Source organism: Streptomyces sp. AMJ-169 (assembly GCF_055597585.1).
In genome coordinates this window covers 400409-416997 of the sequence record NZ_JBVLTJ010000006.1, presented here as the reverse complement: position 1 = coordinate 416997, position 16589 = coordinate 400409, and the positions used below count along the sequence as shown (strand labels likewise).

The window sequence follows — 16589 nt, the reverse complement described above, 5'->3', positions numbered from 1 at the left end:
TCCCCGCGCCGCCGGCCCACCCCACGGAGGCCCCCGTATGACCCCCATCCGAGTCCTGCTCGCCGACGATCAGGCCCTGCTGCGCAGCGCGTTCCGGGTGCTCGTCGACTCCGAGGCGGACATGGAGGTCGTCGGGGAGGCCTCGGACGGCGCGCAGGCCGTGCGGCTCGCGAAGGAGCAGCGCGCGGACGTCGTCCTGATGGACATCCGGATGCCGGGCACGGACGGGCTCGCCGCGACCCGGATGATCAGCGCCGACCCGTCGCTGGCGCACGTCAGGGTCGTCATCCTGACGACGTTCGAGGTGGACGACTACGTCGTGCAGTCGCTGCGGGCCGGGGCCTCCGGGTTTCTCGGCAAGGGCAGTGAGCCGGAGGAGCTGCTGACGGCGATCCGGGTCGCGGCGGGCGGGGAGGCGCTGCTGTCGCCGGCCGCGACGAAGGGGCTGATCGCCCGCTTCCTCGCGCAGGGCGACGGCGACGGCGAGCCGGACCCGGCGCGCGCGGCCCGGCTCGAGGCGCTGACCGTGCGCGAGCGGGAGGTGCTGGTGCAGGTCGCCGGGGGGCATTCCAACGACGAGATCGCCGAGCGGCTCGAGGTCTCGCCGCTGACCGTGAAGACGCACGTCAACCGGGCGATGGCCAAGCTCGGCGCCCGCGACCGGGCCCAACTCGTCGTCATCGCCTACGAGTCGGGGCTGGTACGCCCACGGGTGGAGTGAGGTGGAGAGGGCCGTACTGCGGCCGGAGTAGGCCCCGGATAAGGAAATGGACCTGGGGGCTACGAAAGGGGCCCCGGCGGTCCGCGAGGGTGGACAGTGCCCGCTTCTGCTGCCGCTCCACAGAAGAGAGATACCGCCGCCCATGTCCTGGCTGTCGAGATTCAGCCTCGCCCAGCGAGCCCTGATAGGGCTGATGTCGCTCGTCGCGCTCGTCTTCGGCGCGATCGCGATACCTCAGCTCAAACAGCAGCTCCTGCCCACCATCGAACTGCCCATGGTGTCGGTGATCGCGCCGTACCAGGGCGCCTCTCCCGACGTCGTCGAGAAGCAGGTCGTCGAGCCGATCGAGAACAGTCTCGAAGGCGTCGACGGCCTGACCGGCGTCACCTCCACCGCCGCCGAGGGCAGCGCCGTGATCATGGCGTCCTTCGACTACGGCAACGACACCAAGCGGATCGTCGCCGACGTCCAGCAGGCCGTGAACCGCGTCCGCGCCCAGCTGCCCGACGCCGTCGACCCGCAGGTCGTCGCGGGCTCCACCGACGACATCCCGACCGTCGTCCTCGCCGTCACCTCCGGCAAGGACCAGCAGGCGCTCGCCGACCAGCTCGACTCGACGGTCGTGCCCGCGCTGAAGGACATCGACGGCGTCGGCCAGGTCACCGTGACCGGCGCCCGCGCCCTCCGGGTCACGGTCACCCCGGACGACGCGAAGCTCGCCGCCGCCGGGCTGAACACCCAGACGCTGGCCCAGGCCCTCCAGGCGGGCGGGGTGACCCTGTCGGGCGGCTCGTTCGACGAGGCGGGCAGCAACCGCACGGTCCAGATCGGCGGCGGCTACACGTCCGTCCGGCAGATCGCCGACCTGCGCATCCCGGGGAAGTCCGTGAAGGTCGGCGACATCGCCGCCGTCCGCGAGCAGGAGGCCCCGGCCGACTCCATCACCCGCACCGACGGCAGGCCCAGCCTCGCCGTCACGGTGACCATGGCCCACGACGGCAGCGCCGTCACCATCTCCGACGCGGTCGAGGGCAAACTCCCCGGTCTGCGCAAGGACTTGGGCTCCGGCGCGCACATCACGGTCGTCAGCGACCAGGGCCCGGCCGTCTCCAAGTCCATCAAGGGCCTGACCACGGAAGGCGCGCTCGGCCTGGTCTTCGCGGTCCTGGTGATCCTGCTCTTCCTCGCGTCGGTGCGTTCGACGCTGGTGACGGCGGTGTCGATCCCGCTGTCGGTGGTGCTGGCGCTGCTGGTGCTGTGGACCCGCGACCTGTCCCTGAACATGCTGACCCTGGGCGCGCTGACCATCGCGATCGGCCGGGTCGTCGACGACTCGATCGTCGTCCTGGAGAACATCAAACGCCACCTCGGCTACGGCGAGGAGCGGCAGACGGCGATCATCACGGCGGTGCGGGAGGTCGCCGGGGCGGTCACGTCGTCCACGCTGACGACCGTCGCCGTGTTCCTGCCGATCGGCCTGGTCGGCGGGATGGTCGGGGCGCTCTTCGGCTCCTTCAGCCTGACGGTGACGGCGGCGCTGCTGGCGTCGCTGCTGGTCTCGCTGACGGTCGTGCCCGTCCTGTCGTACTGGTTCCTGCGCGCCCCCAAGGGCACCCCCGGGGACGCCGCCGAGGCGCGGCGGATCGCGGAGGAGAAGGAGTCGCGGAGCCGGCTCCAGCGGTGGTACGTGCCGGTGCTGCGGTTCGCGACCGGGCGGCGGCTGCTCAGCCTCGGCATCGCGGTCGTGATCCTCCTCGGCACGTTCGGCATGGCCCCGCTGCTGAAGACCAACTTCTTCGACCAGGGCGAGCAGCAGGTCCTGTCGGTCAAGCAGCAGCTGAAGCCGGGTACGAGCCTCGCGGCGACCGACGCGGCGGCGAAGAAGGTCGAGCAGCTGCTCGCCGACACGAAGGGCGTCAAGGACTACCAGGTCACCATCGGCTCGTCCGGTTTCCTGGCGGCCTTCGGCGGCGGCACCGACACCAACCAGGCGTCGTACCAGGTCATGCTGGAGGACTCCGCGTCCTACAGCGACGTCCAGAAGCGCGTCGAGGCGGGCCTGAAGAAGCTCGACGGCGCCGGCACCACGACCGTCTCCGCCGGGGACGGGTTCGGGAGCCAGGACCTCAGCGTGACGGTGAAGGCGGCCGACGGGGACGTCCTGCGCACGGCGTCGGAGGAGGTCCGCAAGGCGGTCGCTTCTCTGGCCGACGTCACCGACGTCACCAGCAACCTCTCCCAGAGCGTGCCGCGTATCTCGGTCAAGGCCAACGACAAGGCCGCCGCCGCGGGCTTCGACGACCAGTCCCTCGGGATGGCCGTCGCGCAGGCCGTGCGGGGTACGACGGCCGCGAAGGCGGTCCTCGACGACACCGAGCGGGACGTCGTCATCATGTCGGCGAAGCCCGCGCGGACGTTGGCGGAGCTGCGGGGGCTGCGGTTGGGGCCGGTGACGCTGGGGGACATCGCGACTGTGGCGTTGGTCGACGGGCCGGTCTCGCTGACCCGTATCGACGGGCAGCGCGCCGCGACCATCACCGCCAAGCCGACCGGGGACAACACCGGGGCTGTCAGCACGAAGCTCCAGTCCAAGATCGACGCGCTGAAGCTGCCTGCGGGGGCTCGGGCCGAGATCGGCGGGGTTTCCTCCGATCAGGACAGCGCGTTCAAGAATCTCGCTCTCGCCATGCTCGCGGCGATCGCGATCGTCTTCATGCTGCTCGTCGCCACGTTCCGGTCGCTGGCCCAGCCGTTGATCCTGCTGGTCTCGATTCCGTTCGCGGCGACCGGGGCGATCGGGTTGCTGGTCGCTACGGGGACTCCGATGGGGGTGCCCGCGATGATCGGCATGCTGATGCTGATCGGGATCGTGGTGACCAATGCGATCGTGCTGATCGACCTGATCAATCAGTACCGGGCGCAGGGGTACGGGGTGGTCGAGGCGGTCGTCGAGGGTGGGCGGCATCGACTGCGGCCGATCCTGATGACCGCGCTGGCGACCATCTTCGCCTTGTTGCCGATGGCGTTGGGGGTCACGGGTGAGGGCGGGTTCATCGCCCAGCCGCTGGCTGTGGTCGTGATCGGCGGGTTGATCACTTCGACTCTGCTGACGTTGCTGCTTGTTCCGACGCTGTACGCGATGTTCGAGTTGCGGAAGGAGCGGAGGGCGGGGAAGAAGGCGGCGAAGCGGGGGGTGCCGGTGGAGCGGGAAGAGGAGCCGGTGGGGGTCTGATCCACAGGCTGAGGAGGGCCGGGTCTCGGACGGAGACCCGGCCCTTCTGCCTACACCGGACCGAGCGTCCCGACCTCCTGGGCCGGATGGTCCAGCCACACGGTGTTGGCGGCGGGCGTCACCGTGAGCCCGTACCGCTCGACACCGGGTCGGCCTGCCGACCGCCAGTGGGCGGCGGCCTTCTCCAGCTCGGACCACAGGGAGCGCGGCCCGCCCTGGCAGGCACGCGCCTCGCCACCGCCGTCGGGCGTCTCCAGGACGGCCCAGGAGCCGTCGGGATGCAGCAGCCAGATCCCCGACACGCCTTCGGTGGACAAGGCGACCCGCAGGGTGCCCGGCAGGGCGGTCTGGGCCGCCCACATCAGCCCCTGGTCCGCCAGGTCCGAGGCACGAAGGCTCGGTCCGACGGGCTCGGCAGCGGGCCGGGCGGCGAGTGCCGCGCGCATGAGGGGGCCGATGTCCGGGCGGTGCGTGGCGCGGGACGCCATGAACGACACATCGCCGTCGATGAATCCCCCTTGCGCCATGGTCGGGGACGTCACCCGCAGCCGTACGTAGCCGTAGGCGCCGAGCGCGCCCGTGAGCGACACGAGGACGAACGCGCCTGGCGCCGCCTGTTCCAGCCAGGCCCGGGGGACGTGCGTGGGGGAGTAGGCGGCGATGACGCGCTGGTAGGGCGCTGCGCCGGGGTGGCCGTACGCACCGTCCCCGGTGATGATCCGTGGCCGGTGGCCCAGGCTCGCGAGCCGTTCGCGTCCCTCGGCGCCGAGCCGGGGGTCGTACTCGACGCTGGTGACGAGCCCGTCGCCGAGCCGGGCGCAGGCGAGGGCCGTCGAGTAGTCGGTGCCGCCGCCGACCTGGAGCACGGACGTGCCGTCCGCCACCAGCAGGTCCTCGAACATGCGGATCACCACGCCCGGTGCCGTGGACGAACTGGTGGGGGTGCCCATGACCGGTTCGCCGCGGGAGCCGGTCCGGCCGTGGTCGAGCTGGGTGACCCAGGTCCTGTTCTCGTACGCGAGGGACAGCCACTCGTCGCGGTCCGCGCTCTCGCCGACCGGTGTGTAGCGGGTGATGCCGTCGGGTCCGGGCGCGTCCTTGAAGAACCGGGGCAGGAAGAGGTGCCGGGGCACCTCCTCGACGGCCGCCCGCCACTCGGGCGAGCGCAGCGACCCGTCGCGTTCCAGTTCGTCCGCCAGGCCCAGGCGCAGCGCACGTGCCCTGGCGTCGACGCCGTTCGTCATCCGTCCTCCAGCAGTTCCGCGATGCTCCGGGCGATCGGTACGCCCGTCTTCTGTTCGATCCAGTGCCATTGGCCGTTGGGATTCACTTCCAGGAACCGCCAGTCGCCTTCAGGGGTGACGATGAAGTCGAAGGCCCCGAAGAGGAGCCCGAAGTGACGCATGAAGGCGTTCACCCCGTCCCGTACGGCTGCGGGCACGGAGGTGGTCCTGTACGTCAGATTCGCGTAGTCCGTTTCTCGATCCACTCCTGGAAGAGATGGGCGCAGAGCCGGACGGAGTCGTCCAGGTCCGCCGGGTCGATCACGACCGTGTCGACCGGGGCGCCCAAGGACTTCGTGATGACCGGGGCGCCGATGTCCGCCGCGAACTTCCGTCCCGCCGCGGGGTCGTTGGTGACGAGGGTCCGGGGCGGCCGGAGCCCGAGCCGCTCGGCGACCCGGAGCTGCCAGGGCTTGTGACCGGCCTGCTGATCACGGGCCGGGTGATTGATCCACCGGCACGGCAGGGAGCCGATCACGCCGAGGAAGCCCGCCCGGGACTGGGCGGCGGCGAACCGCCGTCCGGCCTCGGACATGCCGTCGGACAGCCGGAACTCCTCGGGCCTGCGGAAGTAGACGGCCCGTACGTCGGCCAGGCCGAGCCGGCGGTGTCCGTCGTCGAGTACGCCGGTCCAGCCCGCGCCGAGCGTCGCGGACAGGGTGAGTTCCTGGGGGAAATCGGCGGTGTCGCAGCGGAAGACCGGTACGCCCCGGTCGTTCAGCCGGGACACCACCAGGTCCGCGGTCGCGTCGAGCCGGTTCGTCAGGACCAGCACCGCTCCCTGTCCGGGGGCTGCCGTCCGGGGCGCTCCTAGTACATGTCCGTGCCCTCGTCGTTGCGACTGTCGCTGTTGGTGTTGCTGCTGGTCTCCTTGGCGTCCAGGGCCGACCAGGGGTTGCCCTCCGCCGTGACGGCGATCTGAAGCGTCCGGTCGTACGTCACCCCGGTGCTGTCCGGGGGAGTGAGGGTCTGCCGCGCCGCGAAACGCATGGCGAACGGCATCTTCTCGGGGGTCGTGGCGCTCATGGTCCGTCGTTCCTCTCGTGGGAGTGGTGTCCACGGCCCGGTCGGCGAGCCGGCCGACTGCCGTGGCTCGAACTGAGGTGGGGCGACTCGTCATGGTCGTAAAGCCTTCACGTCGTCTCGGTGCAGCTGGTGACCAGACAACTCCCTTGCGTGACAATCCGGTTAGGGCGAAGGAGCGGGAGCGCTACCTTGCCGGAATGGACGCCACGCGCAACGTCGTCCTTGAGGCGTGGATGGCCGAACACGGCTACAGCTCCAACAGCCTTGCGGACGCGGTGAACAACGCTTTGGGGCGATTGACCGGGCGGCTCGGCGGGCTCGACGGATCGTCGGTCCGGGACTGGAAGGCGGGCCGGGTCCGCTGGCCGAAATCGGCGACCCGCAAGGCACTTGAGGACGTCACGGGCTTACCGGCCGTCGCTCTCGGGTTCGTTCCCCGGGGCCGCAACCCGTCCGCCTCGCCCCTCACGCAGCAGGAGGACCCCGACATGAAGCGCCGTACTCTGGTCGGCGGCATCGCGGCTGCCGCCGCCGTGACAGCGGTGCCCGGCGCAGGGGCGTCGCGGCGTATCGGCATGAGCGACGTCGAGCGCCTTCAGCAGCGCTTCGCCGAGATCGTCGCCAGCGACCACCGCCACGGCGGGCAACTCGGCATCGAACAGCGGGCCGCGGGGCTCGCCGACGAGGCGCTGAACCTCCAGAACGCGGGCGGCGCCACCCAGCGGGTGCGCGGCAGCCTCTACGCCTCCGCGGCGGCGTTCCGCTCGTCGGCGATGTGGGCCGCCATCGACGGCCGTCGCTACGAGGACGCCAAGTCCCATATGCGTGAGGCCCAGGCGCTCGCCGAGATGTCCGGCGACCAGGCGATCAAGTTCCGCATCTGGAGCCACGCGGGGAGCATGTACCGGCACCTGGGCCGCCCGGCGGACGCCCTCGCCGCGAACGATGTCGCCCGCAATCTGCACCTCACGCGCAGGGATCCGCTGTTCGCGTCACTCGGTCTGGCCAGGCAAGGTGCGATCCAGGGGGCGACACAGGACCGTACCGGCACCCGCCGCGCACTCGAACAAGCGCAGGACGCCATGCTGCGCGCCGATCCCGCCGACTTCCGGCCGCTGTGGATGCTCGCCTTCTACGACCAGGCCGAACTGGACTCATTGGCCCTGTCGGCCTATTTGGCGCTCGGCGACTACCCGACCGCCGAGTTCCACGCCCATCGCTGCCTGTCGGCCCTCCGGCCCCACATGGCCCGGTCGAGAGCCATCACCACGGCCAGGCTCGCACACGCCCAGCTGGGACAACGAGCCGCCGACGCCGCCGCGGCCACCGCGCTGAAAGTCGCTCCCGAAGCCGCCACACAGCACCCTCGGGTGACCCGCATGCTGCAAGAGTTCGGCGCCGCACTACGTGCCATCGCCCCGAGCGGCACGACAGCGCAGACCTGGGCCGAACACGCTGCCGCGTGGGGATGGCATGGGCCTGGTCCGCGATGACGAAGGCATCGCGGCCACCGCACATCGGTGGATACCGCAAGGACAGCCCCAGCCATTCGCCGTCTGCGTTGAGTTCAGACTCACATCAACGGACAGGATCACCGTATGCCGACGCCCGCTGCCGAACTGCGCACATTCACCGCCCTCGACCCGGCACGAGGAGACATCCTTGATGCGTACGCCGATGTGCGCGCCCCCCTGCTCCACCTCCCCAACTACGCGGTGGCCGCTTTCGGTGAGCGGCTGGAGCGGCACGGGGCGGAGCCGGGATTCATGGTCGTCCTCGCCTACGCGGACGGTCTCCCGGTCGGCTACGCCTACGGCAACACCATCGAGCACGGCGACCGTTACTGGCAGCGCACCAGCCCCCCGCCGGCGGCGAACCACACCGAGCGGCCGGCCGCGGCTCTGAAGGAGATCGGCGTCCGGCCGCCGTGGCGCAAGACCGGCACGGCTCGCCGCATCCACGACACCTTCCTCGCCGCCCGCCCCGAGCCGTACATCACGCTCATGGTCAATGCGGCCGCCGGGGACGGAAAGGTCCACGCGCTCTACGCGTCGTGGGGGTACGAGGACATCGGCCGGAGCCGCCCGTCACCGGCTTCGCCGCCGCTGACCGTGATGATCCGCCGCACCCGCTGACCGGAAGGGGCTCAATCCACCTCCACGTCCGCGAACAACGCATGCATCGCCCCCAACACCCGCAGACAAGAATCAATGTCCCCCATGGACAACCCCCCACCCACCCGCCGCAACAACTCATGCTCCCGAGCCCGCACAGCGGCAATCGCCGCGAGCCCCGCAGGGGTCGCGCGGATCAGGGACGAGCGGCGGTGGGCGGGGTTGGGGAGGGACTCCACCAGGCCGTCACCCGCCGCGTCGTTCACCATCCGCTGTACGAACTGCCTGCTCAGCGCCAGGTTCCGGCCCATTTGGGGGACGGTCATGGGGGTGCCCGTGCGGAGCAGGTCCAGGATCGCGCGGACGCCCACCGACAGGCCCTCGACGGGCGCCGCCGCCTCCACCGCGCGGCTGACGCGCCGGTAGAGGGGGCCGACCAGGTCGAACACCTCGGTGAGACGTTCGCCCAGGGCATCGGGGCTGGGAGGGGTGTGCTTCATGCGGACAAGAGTGACAGCCGGGGGCCGTTGGGTGACACCTTGGTTGTCAAAACAGGGTGCCAGATGACACCTTGGTTGTCATGATGAGCTACCTCCAGACCACCGACGGCCGCCTCGCCTACCGCGAGGCCGGTTCCGGTCCGCCCCTGGTCTTCCTCCACGGCGGCTACACCGACCACCGCATGTGGGAGCGGCAGCTCCAGACTTTCGCCCCGCACCACCGCGTCATCGCCTACGACGCCCGAGGCCACGGCTCCTCCGACAACGCCACCGCCCCCTTCCGCCCCGCCGACGACCTCGCGGCACTGCTGCGCGGACTGGACGCCGAGCCGGCCGTCCTGGTCGGCCTCTCCATGGGCGGCGCGACCGCCGTCGACTGCGCCCTGGAACACCCCGAACTGGTCCACGCCCTCGTCGTCAGCGGCGTCGGCACCAGCGAGCCCGTCTTCGCGGACCCCTGGAGCTGGGAGAACGTCGCCGCGCAGGAACGGGCGCTGGGCGAGGGGGACTTGGCGGGGTGGGCCGACGCGTTCACCCGGATCACCGTCGGGCCGTACCGCGAGACGGCCGACGTCGACCCCGAAGTCGTCCGGCTGGTACGGGAGATGGGGCTGAACACGCTGAGCAAGCACAGCGCGGGGGAGCCGGACACGCGGGTGCCGGTCATGGGGACGTGGGAGCGGGTCGGCGGGATCGGCGTACCCGTGTGCGCGATCAACGGCGGCGTCGACGCGCCCGATCACCTCGCGATGGCCGACCGGCTGATCGGGCTGGTCCCCGACGGGCGTACCGCGACCGTCCCCGGCACCGCGCACTACCCGAACATGGAGGACCCGCGCCGCTTCGACGCCGAACTGACCGCGTTCCTGGCGGAGCTCCACGCCGACGGCGACAGCAAGTGGCCGCGGGCGTAGAGCCAACTCCCCATACAAACTGCTACGGCAGCGCCAGCATCCTCTCCAGCGCCAGCTTCGCGAACTTCTCCGTCTCCGGGTCCACCGCGATCCGATTGATCAGCTTCCCCTCGGCCAGCGACTCCAGCGTCCAGACCAGATGCGGCAGATCGATCCGGTTCATGGTCGAGCAGAAGCACACCGTCTTGTCGAGGAAGACGACCTCCTTGCCCTCCGGCGCGAACCGGTCCGCGAGCCGGCGGACCAGGTTCAGCTCGGTCCCGATGGCCCACTTGGACCCGGCCGGCGCCGCCTCCAGCGCCTTGATGATGTACTCGGTCGAACCGACGTAGTCGGCGGCGGCCACGACCTCGTGCCGGCACTCGGGGTGCACCAGCACGTTCACCCCGGGAATCCGCGCCCGCACGTCCTGCACCGACTCCAGGCTGAACCGCCCGTGCACCGAGCAGTGCCCGCGCCACAGGATCATCTTGGCGTCCCGCAGCTGCTCGGCGGTGAGCCCGCCGTTCGGCTTGTGCGGGTTGTAGAGGACGCAGTCCTCCAGGGACAGGCCGAGGTCGCGGACGGCGGTGTTGCGCCCGAGGTGCTGGTCGGGAAGGAAGAGCACCTTCGAGCCCTGTTCGAAGGCCCACTCCAGCGCGCGCTCGGCGTTGGACGACGTACAGATCGTCCCCCCGTGCCGCCCGGTGAACGCCTTGATGTCGGCGGAGGAGTTCATGTACGACACCGGCACGACCTGGTCGGCGATCCCGGCCTCGGTCAGCACGTCCCAGCACTCCGCGACCTGCTCGGCCGTCGCCATGTCGGCCATCGAGCAGCCGGCCGCGAGGTCGGGGAGGACGACCTTCTGGTCGTCGGAGGTGAGGATGTCGGCCGACTCCGCCATGAAGTGGACGCCGCAGAAGACGATGTACTCCGCCTCCGGACGGGCCGCCGCGTCCCGGGCCAGCTTGAAGGAGTCGCCCGTGACGTCGGCGAACTGGATGACCTCGTCGCGCTGGTAGTGGTGGCCGAGCACGAAGACCTTCTCGCCCAGCTTCTCCTTGGCCGCGCGGGCGCGCTCGATCAGATCGGGGTCGGACGGCGAGGGCAGGTCACCGGGGCACTCGACGCCGCGCTCACTCCTGGGGTCGGCCTCCCGGCCGAGCAGCAGCAGGGCGAGCGGGGACGGCTGTACATCGAGCCGCGCGGACGGAAGCTGCGGGGTCTGGGCGGTGGTCACGACACACACCCTTTCTACTTTTCGTCGAATTGACGTTATCTATGATAACCCGCTTAGTGTCAGCTTGACGATGGTCATAACGTCGATGTGACGTGAATCCCTGTGCCCCCGTTCACCGCCCCCGGCGAGGCATTTTCCGCGCCCCCGCCATGTGCGAGCATGGAATGAATCCGCAGTCCCGTCGGTTACCACCGTCACCAAGCAGTCTCCGTACAACCCGGGAGAGATGTAGATGTCCGTATCGGACGAGACCAGCACCGCCACCGACGGCATCATCCTCAGTGACGCCGCCGCCGCCAAGGTGAAGGCCCTGCTCGACCAGGAAGGCCGGGACGACCTCGCCCTGCGCGTCGCCGTCCAGCCCGGTGGCTGCTCCGGCCTGCGCTACCAGCTCTTCTTCGACGAGCGCTCGCTCGACGGCGACGTCGTCAAGGACTTCGACGGCGTCAAGGTCGTCACCGACCGCATGAGCGCCCCCTACCTCGGCGGCGCCTCCATCGACTTCGTCGACACCATCGAGAAGCAGGGCTTCACGATCGACAACCCGAACGCGACCGGCTCCTGCGCCTGCGGCGACTCGTTCAGCTAGGCCCGCGAAAAGGCGGCGCCCCCTTCCGAGGAAAGAGGGCGCCGCCTTTGTCGTACCGGAAACCGCTACTGCGGCTGCACCGGCTGCTGGACCCGGGAGCCCGCCCGCAGCACCGGGATCTCGTTGCCGTCCGCGCCGACCACCTTGCGGTCGCCGAGCGGCTGCTTCAGTTCGACGGTCCGCTCGTAGACCTTCGCGATCATCACGCACACCTTGTCCGGCCACGGCGTCGCGGTCACGGTGACCGTCACCTCGCCGTCCGTCTCCTTCGCGCTCACCGCGTAGTCCGCGCAGACCCCGCCGGTGAAGCGGACGGTCAGGTCGTTGCCCTGGGCGGTGTAGCTGTCGACCTTCACCTCATGACTGCTGGCCGACGGCGAGGGGGTCGAGGTGTCCGTCAGATACTTCGGCTCGACCGCCGGATAGTTGACCGTGTACGGCGTACTCCCGTCCACCGCGAACAGCCAGGACGGCACCAGCACTTCGACACCCTTCACGGTGTGCGAGGCCAGCCCGAACGCGGCGCTGGAGATGGTGACGACGCTGGAGGCGGCCTTCGGCGCATCCGTACTGCGCCCGCACGGCTCCTCCAGCCGGTCCTTCAGCGGCACCGGCACCGCACACCCCCCGATCCCCATCCGCCCCTGCCCGACCTGAGCCGCGTTGAGCAACGCGAGCGCCTCATTGGCCCCGAGCACCGGGTACGACGCTCCCCGCGCCGGAGTCGCCAGCTGGCCGTTGCCGGCCACGATCTCGCCCTGCGCGTCGACCGACAGAGCCGTCGTCCAGCCGTCCGTCGGGAGGTTCCCGACCACCGGGTCGGCGGCGACGAGCCGCTGTGCGCCGAGCGTCTGGGCGGCGTCGACCTTCGCGTCGTCCTGCCCGAGGACCTTCAGGACCGGGGCCGCCGCCTTCTTCGCCGCGGCCTCGCCGATCGGGTCGCCGGTGGTCAGGGGCTGCTTGCCGCAGATCGTCCGGCCCACGCAGTTGTCCGAGCCGGGGGAGTAGCGGGTGTACGTCCAGGTGCCCGGGGCCGTGCGGTTGACGCGCAGCACCGGGGAGCTGCCGTCCTGGCCCGCGCCTACGGTCCAGTCGGTGCCGCTCACCGTCGGGGTGCCGTCGAGGCCGAGGGCCTTGGCGAGCTTGGTGACCTCGGCCTCGTCCACCTGGCCCTTGGCCCAGTAGACGGGGGCGGCGGCCGGGCCCTGGGGGAGGGCGCCGGCGGCCTGGTAGGTGGTCCCGTACGGGTTCGGCTCACCTGGGGCGATGCCGTTGCCGCCGCCGCTCGTGCTCACCGGCGTGTACCCGTCGAGGGGGAGCGCGGGAGGGTTCTTCGAGGGTGTACCGGCGCTGGCCTTGTCGTCACCGCTCGCCGCGGAGTGCGTGTTCGCCGCGACGAGGGCGCCACCGCTGCCGATGAGGAGCACGGCGGCGGCCGCGACGGAGGCGATGAGGAAGGGGGAGCGGCGGCGGGGTGGGGTGATTTCGGTGGGGGTGGTGGGGGAGAGGGGGTGGAGGGGGATGGGGGGTTCGTCGGCGTCGGGGACTGCCCGGAGGGGGGTTTCGGGGGCGCCGGGCTTCTGCTCGGCGGAGGGGGCAGAGGGGACGGCCTCCAGGGGGTCACCCTTGCCGGAGGGGACCGCTTCGAGGGGGTCGCCCTTGCCGGCGGTGGGGGTGTTGTCGGCGGGGGGCGCGGCCTCGGGGGTGGCGGCGGCTTCGGATACGGGAGGTTCTTCGGGGGCGGAGGCGGGGGCGGGGGCCTCGGAGGCGGCGTCGGCCTTCTCGCCGGGGGCCGTATCGCTGGACGCCTTGCCGTCGGAGGCGTCCGCGGCAGGCGGGTCCCCGGCCGGCGTCCCGTCGTCCCCCTCCTCCCCCTTCCCCTCCGGCGCCCCCTTTTCGGTCGTCTTTTCGGACGTTCCCCCGGCCCGCGCCCCCTCCTTCTCCGTGCCCTTTTCCGCCACCCTCTCCGTCGTACCACCGGAGGTCTGAGCGGCAGGCGTGCTCTCCTCGGTGGCCTCCTGGGCCCCCTCCGCCACGGTGTCCTCGTGGTCGGGTCGCTCGGTGTTCACCGCATCGCTCCTTCGGCTGCGCAACTGCTCCTGCGGGGTCGTACCCCACCTCCCCTTTACGGGGGACGGCGATGGGACGCAGCGGGGGAGCGCACGGTTCCCTCTCCGATGCGCCCTGTTCAGGAGCCGAATTCCGCCATCCCCGCCACCAGCCGTGCCGAAGCCGCCGGTACGGTCACGCCGAGGATGTCCGACGGGGGGACCGGGTGGTCGGGGCTGTGCTCCGGCGGGGTCCAGTGCGGGGACATCCGGGCGCAGTCGGTGCGCAATGACGCAAGGTCGTTCACCAGGTCGGCTGGGGCTGCGCTGGAAGAACGCTCGAAGTGAGTCATACAAGCACCGTAGACATGATCACTCTCGCGGAGAAAGATCTACTATCGGGTAGTTTCGGCGTCTTGCCGGGCCCCAAGGGCGAGCGGGTAGCGTGAACTGTCAATCCCCCCTCCCCACAGGAGACTCCCCGCCGTGCGCATCGCAGTCACCGGCTCCATCGCCACCGACCACCTCATGACGTTCCCCGGCCGCTTCGCCGACCAGCTCGTCGCGGACCAGTTGCACACGGTCTCGCTCTCCTTCCTGGTCGACAGCCTGGACGTACGCCGGGGCGGAGTCGGCGCCAACATCGCCTTCGGCATGGGCCAGCTCGGCACCAGCCCCATCCTGGTCGGCTCGGCCGGCGCCGACTTCGACGAGTACCGCGCCTGGCTCGACCGGCACGGCGTCGACACCGAGTCGGTGCACATCTCCGAGACCCTGCACACCGCCCGCTTCGTGTGCACCACCGACGCCGACCACAACCAGATCGGCTCCTTCTACACCGGCGCCATGAGCGAGGCCCGCCAGATCGAGCTCAAGACCGTCGCCGACCGCGTCGGCGGCCTCGACCTCGTCTCCATCGGCGCCGACGACCCCGAGGCGATGCTCCGGCACACCGAGGAGTGCCGTACCCGCGGCATCCCGTTCGCCGCCGACTTCTCCCAGCAGATCGCGCGCATGGAGGGCGAGGAGATCCGCATCCTCCTCGACGGCGCGACCTACCTCTTCTCCAACGAGTACGAGAAGGGGCTCATCGAGAGCAAGACCGGGTGGTCCGACGCGGAGATCCTCTCCAAGGTGGGGCACCGGGTGACGACCCTCGGGGCGCGCGGTGTGCGGATCGAGCGGGAGGGCGAGCCGGTCATCGAGGTCGGTCCCCCGCAGGAGGAGCGCAAGGCCGAGCCGACCGGGGTCGGGGACGCGTTCCGGGCCGGGTTCATGTCCGGGCTCGCGTGGGGGGTCTCGCTGGAGCGGGCGGCTCAGGTGGGGTGCATGCTGGCGACTCTCGTCATCGAGACGGTGGGGACGCAGGAGTACACCTTGCGGCGGGGGCACTTCATCGAGCGGTTCGGGAAGGCGTACGGGGAGGCGGCGGCCGCTGAGGTGCAGGCGCATTTGAAGTAAGGGGGGTGGGGGGGCGACTAGAGGGGGGCCTCTGGGGGTGCGTTGTCGGGTGCGGGCGGATTGTGGCTTGTCGCGCAGTTCCCCGCGCCCCTTGACCCCGTCAGCTGATCCGGCGGATCAAAAATGACGGCCCCTTCTCCGTCGCCTCCTCCCCTACGTACTCCTGCCCCCGCATCTCACACCACGCCGGGATGTCCAGCCGCGCCGCCTCGTCGTCCGCCAGGACCCGTACCAAACCCCCGACCGGCACCCCGCCGAACACCTTCGCCAGCTCGATCACCGGAATCGGACACCGCTTCCCCAACGAGTCGACGACGGTCTCCTCCGCCCCCTGCACCACCACCGCAGGCCCCGCCCCCAACTTCTCCCGCACCCTCCCCACCACCCCCGGCAACACCCCCAGGAACCTCTCCACCTCCCCCTCCGCCGCCCCCACCGGCAGCGACACCCGCACGTTCCCCTCGCTCAGCACCCCCATCGCCTTGAGGACATGGCTGGGCGTCAGTGTGTCGCTGGTGCAGGCCGAGCCGGAGGACACCGCGAACCCCTCCCGGTCCAGCTCGTGCAGCAGCGTCTCCCCGTCGACGTACAGACAGGAGAACGTGACGATCCCGGGCAGCCGCGCGTCGGGATCGCCGACGACCTCCACGTCCCCCACCTCACGAGCCACCCGCTCCCGGATCCGCGCCGTCAACTCCCGCAGCCGCGCCCCCTCGACGGCCGCCTCCGCCCGCACCGCCCGCAGCGAGGCGACGGCGGCGACGATCGCCGGCAGGTTCCCGAACTCCTCGTCCTCCCGCGCCGCGAACCGCACCCCTTTGCGCACGACGAGCAGCCCGACCCCGGCGGGACCGCCCCACTTGCGCGCGCTCCCCGTGAGCACCGACCAGTCCCCGGAGACCGCCCCCCACCCCAGCGACTGCGCGGCGTCGACGAGCAACGGCACCCCGGCCGCCCGGCACACCTCCGCGACCTCCTCGACCGGCTGCACGGTCCCCACCTCGTGGTTGGCCGACTGGAGACACGCGAGCGCGGTGTCGGCGCGCACGGCACCCTCGTACGCGTCCACCGCGACGGCCCCCCGACGGCTGACGGGCACCCAAGTCACCGTCGCCCCCTCCGCTTCGGCCGCCTCGGCTGAATGGAGCACAGAAGAATGCTCGACGGATGACACGATCAGGTGATGTCCGATCCGGCGCCTGCCCGTCAACACCCCACGCATACCGAGTTGCACGGCCCGTGTCCCAGAAGAGGTGAACCGGATCTCATCGGCCCGACACCCCACAGCTTCGGCAGCGGCTTCCCGAGCGGCATCGACCAAAACGCGAGCCTTACGCCCCTCCCGATACAGCTTGCCCGGATCAGCCCACCCCTCGTCAAGAGAGGCCAACAGGGCCTGACGGGCGACGGGATGGAGAGGAGCACCGGAGGCGGAGTCGAAGAAGGACATGGGGAAACGGTAGAACGAACCTGTGCCCA

At 70.7% G+C, this 16589-nt stretch carries 16 protein-coding genes; 7 read left to right on the top strand and 9 right to left on the bottom strand.

Annotated elements, in window-relative coordinates:
- The first annotated feature begins 37 nt into the window (after positions 1-37).
- Positions 38-721, top strand: coding sequence for a response regulator (locus tag ACYUD3_RS17910; protein WP_470970706.1), 684 nt, complete (start codon positions 38-40; stop codon positions 719-721).
- Between the two features lie 142 nt (positions 722-863).
- Positions 864-3953, top strand: a complete 3090-nt coding sequence (locus ACYUD3_RS17905; RefSeq protein ID WP_470970704.1) for an efflux RND transporter permease subunit — start codon at positions 864-866, stop codon at positions 3951-3953.
- 50 nt (positions 3954-4003) lie between these two features.
- Here the strand turns inward: ACYUD3_RS17905 and ACYUD3_RS17900 are convergent, their stop codons facing one another.
- From ACYUD3_RS17900 to tgmA, 4 genes are read right to left on the bottom strand one after another with little or no spacing between them, the layout of a single operon-like run.
- A complete protein-coding gene (locus ACYUD3_RS17900; protein ID WP_470970701.1) occupies positions 4004-5197 on the bottom strand; it encodes a protein-L-isoaspartate O-methyltransferase family protein in 1194 nt (397 codons plus the stop codon).
- A complete protein-coding gene (locus tag ACYUD3_RS17895) occupies positions 5194-5394 on the bottom strand; it encodes a hypothetical protein (RefSeq protein WP_470970699.1) in 201 nt (66 codons plus the stop codon). Before ACYUD3_RS17895 ends, ACYUD3_RS17900 begins: the two co-directional genes overlap by 4 nt.
- Positions 5395-5411: 17 nt before the next feature.
- Complete coding sequence (locus ACYUD3_RS17890; RefSeq protein WP_470970697.1) at positions 5412-6011, bottom strand: MvdC/MvdD family ATP grasp protein; 600 nt, start codon at positions 6009-6011, stop codon at positions 5412-5414.
- Positions 6012-6046: 35 nt separating this feature from the next.
- Positions 6047-6262, bottom strand: coding sequence for a putative ATP-grasp-modified RiPP (tgmA, locus tag ACYUD3_RS17885; RefSeq protein WP_470970694.1), 216 nt, complete (start codon positions 6260-6262; stop codon positions 6047-6049).
- 197 nt (positions 6263-6459) lie between these two features.
- On the opposite strand from tgmA, the gene ACYUD3_RS17880 reads away from it, so the two are divergent.
- Together ACYUD3_RS17880 and ACYUD3_RS17875 are read left to right on the top strand one after the other, a co-directional pair.
- On the top strand, positions 6460-7755 hold the full coding sequence (locus tag ACYUD3_RS17880) for an XRE family transcriptional regulator (protein WP_470970692.1): 1296 nt from the start codon (positions 6460-6462) through the stop codon (positions 7753-7755).
- 105 nt (positions 7756-7860) lie between these two features.
- On the top strand, positions 7861-8397 hold the full coding sequence (locus ACYUD3_RS17875; protein WP_470970690.1) for a GNAT family N-acetyltransferase: 537 nt from the start codon (positions 7861-7863) through the stop codon (positions 8395-8397).
- 11 nt (positions 8398-8408) lie between these two features.
- Here ACYUD3_RS17875 and ACYUD3_RS17870 read toward each other — a convergent pair whose 3' ends face one another.
- Positions 8409-8876, bottom strand: a complete 468-nt coding sequence (locus tag ACYUD3_RS17870) for a MarR family winged helix-turn-helix transcriptional regulator (protein ID WP_470970687.1) — start codon at positions 8874-8876, stop codon at positions 8409-8411.
- Between the two features lie 83 nt (positions 8877-8959).
- Here ACYUD3_RS17870 and ACYUD3_RS17865 point away from each other — a divergent pair, with 83 nt between their 5' ends.
- Positions 8960-9790 carry an alpha/beta fold hydrolase gene (locus tag ACYUD3_RS17865; RefSeq protein ID WP_470970979.1) on the top strand — a complete coding sequence of 277 codons (831 nt, stop codon included), beginning with the start codon at positions 8960-8962 and terminating at the stop codon, positions 9788-9790.
- Between the two features lie 22 nt (positions 9791-9812).
- On the opposite strand, the gene nadA is transcribed toward ACYUD3_RS17865, so the two are convergent.
- Positions 9813-11012, bottom strand: coding sequence for a quinolinate synthase NadA (gene nadA / locus ACYUD3_RS17860; RefSeq protein WP_470970685.1), 1200 nt, complete (start codon positions 11010-11012; stop codon positions 9813-9815).
- 232 nt (positions 11013-11244) lie between these two features.
- On the opposite strand from nadA, the gene ACYUD3_RS17855 reads away from it, so the two are divergent.
- Positions 11245-11601, top strand: a complete 357-nt coding sequence (locus ACYUD3_RS17855; RefSeq protein ID WP_046727393.1) for an iron-sulfur cluster assembly accessory protein — start codon at positions 11245-11247, stop codon at positions 11599-11601.
- Positions 11602-11666: 65 nt separating this feature from the next.
- Here the strand turns inward: ACYUD3_RS17855 and ACYUD3_RS17850 are convergent, their stop codons facing one another.
- Positions 11667-13670, bottom strand: a complete 2004-nt coding sequence (locus tag ACYUD3_RS17850; RefSeq protein ID WP_470970682.1) for an ICP22 family protein — start codon at positions 13668-13670, stop codon at positions 11667-11669.
- Between the two features lie 119 nt (positions 13671-13789).
- Positions 13790-14002, bottom strand: coding sequence for a hypothetical protein (locus ACYUD3_RS17845; RefSeq protein ID WP_470970680.1), 213 nt, complete (start codon positions 14000-14002; stop codon positions 13790-13792).
- 133 nt (positions 14003-14135) lie between these two features.
- Between ACYUD3_RS17845 and ACYUD3_RS17840 the strand changes: the two genes are divergently transcribed.
- On the top strand, positions 14136-15110 hold the full coding sequence (locus ACYUD3_RS17840) for a carbohydrate kinase family protein (protein ID WP_470970677.1): 975 nt from the start codon (positions 14136-14138) through the stop codon (positions 15108-15110).
- 100 nt (positions 15111-15210) lie between these two features.
- On the opposite strand, the gene ACYUD3_RS17835 is transcribed toward ACYUD3_RS17840, so the two are convergent.
- Positions 15211-16560: an aminotransferase class V-fold PLP-dependent enzyme gene (locus ACYUD3_RS17835; protein WP_470970675.1), complete on the bottom strand. Its 1350-nt coding sequence runs from the start codon at positions 16558-16560 to the stop codon at positions 15211-15213.
- Between the last annotated feature and the right edge of the window lie 29 nt (positions 16561-16589).